The 3,793-nt window shown below is 66.2% G+C and carries 5 protein-coding genes; 4 read left to right on the top strand and 1 reads right to left on the bottom strand.

Annotation, left to right across the window (positions count from 1 at the left end; all coding sequences use genetic code 11):
* Positions 1-470 precede the first annotated feature (470 nt).
* Positions 471-1,184: a DUF599 domain-containing protein gene (locus ACXJL8_RS36180; protein WP_456623693.1), complete on the bottom strand. Its 714-nt coding sequence runs from the start codon at positions 1,182-1,184 to the stop codon at positions 471-473.
* A 121-nt stretch (positions 1,185-1,305) separates the two neighbouring features.
* Here ACXJL8_RS36180 and ACXJL8_RS36175 point away from each other — a divergent pair, with 121 nt between their 5' ends.
* From ACXJL8_RS36175 to ACXJL8_RS36160, 4 genes are all read left to right on the top strand, one after another.
* Positions 1,306-1,968, top strand: coding sequence for a glutathione S-transferase family protein (locus tag ACXJL8_RS36175; protein WP_456623692.1), 663 nt, complete (start codon positions 1,306-1,308; stop codon positions 1,966-1,968).
* Positions 1,969-2,053: 85 nt separating this feature from the next.
* Entirely contained in the window at positions 2,054-2,422 is a 369-nt protein-coding gene (locus ACXJL8_RS36170; RefSeq protein ID WP_456623691.1) for a YidB family protein, read from the top strand.
* Between the two features lie 190 nt (positions 2,423-2,612).
* Positions 2,613-2,816, top strand: a complete 204-nt coding sequence (locus ACXJL8_RS36165; RefSeq protein ID WP_456623690.1) for a hypothetical protein — start codon at positions 2,613-2,615, stop codon at positions 2,814-2,816.
* A 157-nt stretch (positions 2,817-2,973) separates the two neighbouring features.
* Positions 2,974-3,793: hypothetical protein (locus ACXJL8_RS36160; protein ID WP_456686548.1), on the top strand; the 820-nt coding region annotated here is incomplete at its 3' end.

The raw sequence follows: 3,793 nt of genomic DNA, 5'->3' as shown, positions 1-3,793 counted from the left end.
CAGTCGCGTCAACCGGCGCGGTGCCGGTGAATTTCGCGAGGGCGAGGGAGGCCAGAACGAACTCGGCTCCCGGGAGAGCACGGCATAAGCCGTCCGACCACTGCGCAGGGAAGGCCGAGTGATTGGCTACACCTGTATGCTGCTGTGCGGTTTTTCYGCGTGTGCTTTTCGCGCAGCGGACCGCGGGTGCCAGCCGGCACCCGGCCTTCCCTGCGCCCTCTTGGCTTTGAGAGGGTGGAGCGACGAAGCAAAGCTCGGGCGAAATGAGCCGCGAGAATGCGAAGCTGTGTCTGCGATTGAATATGGATGCGAAACGAAATGCACTCTCGTGCCTCGGACGCAGCGCAGCGCCCTTCAGCGGTGCGCTGCAGAGCCGGGGCCCATCTATCGGCACCGTGGCGTGTCGCTTTCTGGGTCCCGGCTCTGCGCTGCAACGCTTATGCGTTGCAGCTTGTCCGGGACACGCGAGATCAAGGACCGCGCTTCTGCATCTCGCCGTCCACCACCTCCGGCGCCATCGCCGCCCATGCGCTGGACGCGAACTGCCGGCGCCAGGTCACGATCACCACGGCTGCCGTGGTCACGAACAGCAGCCAGGGGCTGACGAACCAGCCGAGATAGCCGAGCGCGAAGAAGAAGGCGCGCTGGCCGCGGTTGAAGTGACGGCCGGCGGATTCGAACAGGCGCGAGGTGCGGATGACGTGGGCCTCAGCTTCCGGCGTGTCGCGCTGGGAGGCCGGCGGCATGCCGCCGAACAGGATCGCGACATAGTTGAACAGGCGGTAGGCCCAGGCGAACTTGAAGAAAGCATAGACGCAGATCAGCACCAGGCCGACGCATTTCAGTTCCCACAGCGCGGGCGAGGTGCTGAAGTCGATCGGCAGCTTGCCCAGAATGGCGATCGCGTCGTTGGTCGCATGCAGCAGCGCCAGCGCGCCGCCGAGTGCGAACAGGCTGGTGGAGGCGAAGAAGGCGGTGCCGTTCTGGAGCGAGGCCATGATCTGCATGTCGACCATGCGCGTCTCGCGGTCGAGCAGGCGGCGCACCCAGACCTCGCGATAGCGGTTCATGCGCGCCGACAGGCTGTCGCGGCCATAGGCCGAGTGCTCCAGCGTCAGGGCATAGACCGTCCATTCGATGATGAAGAAGCCGACGGCGGTGATGTCGACCCAATGCCTGCTCATGTCTCTCTCCTCGCAGGTGCCAACGATTGCCACGCATGCCGAGGCGCGGCAACGATTGATTGGCAGCAGGCGTTGGCGCTAAAAGCAGCCGCATCGAGGAGCTTCGGGAAGGACCGGTGACATGGCTGCGCTCAAACTTGCAATCGGCAACAAGAACTACTCGTCATGGTCGATGCGGCCCTGGCTCGCGCTGCGCGCGAGCGGCATCCCGTTCGAGGAGACCGTCATTCCGCTCTACACCGACAATCCGGCGGACAAGGAGCGGATCCTGAGCTTCAGCCGCGCCGGCAAGGTGCCGGTGCTGGTCGACGGCGACATCACGGTGTGGGATTCGCTCAGCATCATCGAATACATCGCCGAGCGCTATCCCGAGAAGAAGCTGTGGCCCGACGACGTCGCCGCCCGTGCGCATGCCCGTTCGGTGTGCGCCGAGATGCATTCCGGCTTCATGGCCTTGCGCAACGAATGCGGCATGAACCTGCATCGGCCGGTCGGCGCCGTGGCGCTGTCGGCGGACGCCAAAGCCAACGTCGCGCGCGTGCAGGAGATCTGGCGCGAGTGCCGCGCGCGCTATGGCGCCAAGGGGCCGTTCCTGTTCGGCAGCTTCGGCGCAGCCGATGCGATGTATGCGCCGGTCGTGCACCGCTTCCGCACCTATGCGATCGAGGTCGGGCCGGAGGCCAAGGCCTACATGGAGACGATGATGGCGCTGCCGGCATTCCAGCAATGGACCCGCGACGGGATCGCCGAGACGCTTCTCATCGCGAGGTTCGAAGACGTCTAACCCGCGATTGTGATTGGGCGCCGCTTGACGGCATGTCGCGAGGCGGCGCTCAATCGCGACGGAACGCAAGTGAGAGGGCACGGCCATGGGAATTTTGGACTCGCTGGAGAACAATCCCGCCTTCCGCAGCGCGCTTGGTCAGCTCGGCGCCGCGGTGCTGCCGGCCGTGCTGGGCGAGGTGCTCGGCAACAACAATCAGGGCGGCCTCAGCGCGATCGTTGCCAAGCTCCAGCAGGCGGGGTTCGGCGACCAGGTCAAATCCTGGCTCGGCAACGGCCAGAACCTGCCGATCTCGGCCGACCAGCTCCGCGCCGTGCTCGGCAACGACACCGTCCGCCAGCTCGCCGCCCGCTTCAACATCCCGGTCGACCAGCTGGGCCAGATCCTGGCTCAGGAACTGCCCAAGGCCGTGGACCAGGCGAGTCCCGCCGGCCGGTTGCCCGATACCGCCTGAAACGCTCGGGTTCCAGCAGCGTCACCGGCGCGCCGGTTTCCTAGTATCATCCTGAAAATGCTGCCGGATTGGCACGTTCGTCAGGCCTGCATACTGCTAGCCAAAACAGACGGCCGCATGCTATAGAGCGGGCGGGTTTTCGGCCGGCCGTCGCAGTGGGACCCTGGGCACGGCAGGCGCTGTTTGAGTCATGGAGAGGGCGTTGAAGCATAAATTTCCGATCGGCACGCGCGTATTGTTCACGGCCAGCAATGTCGCGCGTCCGGCTGCCACCGGTTCGTATGAGATCATCCGTCTGCTCCCGACGGACGGCGACGATTGCCAGTACCGGATCAAGAGCTCGACTGAAGCCTTCGAACGGGTTGCCAAGGAAAGCCAGCTCGCGCTCTCTTGAAGCGCTGACGGCACCACCCATTGACCTCGCGGACGAATTTGCTCCGCTCGCCGTCAAAAGGCCCGCTTCACCTCGACAAGGTGGGCCGGGGGCAGCTGCCGACTCGCGGTGCTCGCTTTGACCATTCGCTCTTTGCTCGCGTGAGGGGACGTCGCGCATGAACTGGGCATGGGCCACTTCGCTCGACCAAATCTGGCACTCGGCGGCCTTTCCGATGTGGATGACGCTGGCAGCCGCCGGATTCTTCGGACTGATTCTCCTGGTCACGCTGCTGCGCGCCGAGAAGTCGGTCGCCAACGGCGCGCTGACGGTGATCACGCTGCTCGCCATCGTCATCGCGGTGGCTGCCACCATGCGTCTCTACGGACMTGTGGGGCAGGGAGCCCCGATCGAAGCGCGCGCGCAGGTCGCGGGGACTGCGAGCCTGCCGGCGCTGTCCTGCCTCGACGATCTCGCCGGTGACGCCGTGCTTGCAGGTTGCGAGAAGGCGCTGTTCGGCTCGCCCGATGCGGCGGCTGCCGCCGTCTCCTACACCGCAGCGAGGATCGACCGGCTGACCGCGCTCGGCGATGTCGCGACCGCCGAGCAGAGCCTGACGCTGGACGTGAAGGTGCTGCGCAAGGCGCTCGAGCGCGATCGCTACGGCCTCGTGGCGCAGGTGCTGATCGTACGCGACGGCTGCACGCCGTTCGATTGCGCCGCCTTCCGCTCGCTGACCGATCAGCAGCAGGTCGCCGCCAATATGAACGTCCATCTCTACGATACGCTGGTCGCACGTTATGCGCCGAGCTGGAACGCCCCCGCGGCGGCGCCGCCGCCCGCCGGTGCGCTTGCGGCGCTGCCGCCGTCGATGCCGACGGGCAAGCCGACCAATGCGGAGTTCCCGAGCGCCATGTCGACGCCGCCGGTGAGCATCATGAATCCGGAGCCAACGGCGGCGACGCGCCAGGCGCCCGCCGCCAACGCCGCCCCGGCGC

The organism is Bradyrhizobium sp. P5_C11_2 (assembly GCF_054049755.1).
The sequence above is the reverse complement of the archived record's forward strand: the minus strand, read 5'-3'. Positions and strand labels throughout refer to the sequence as shown.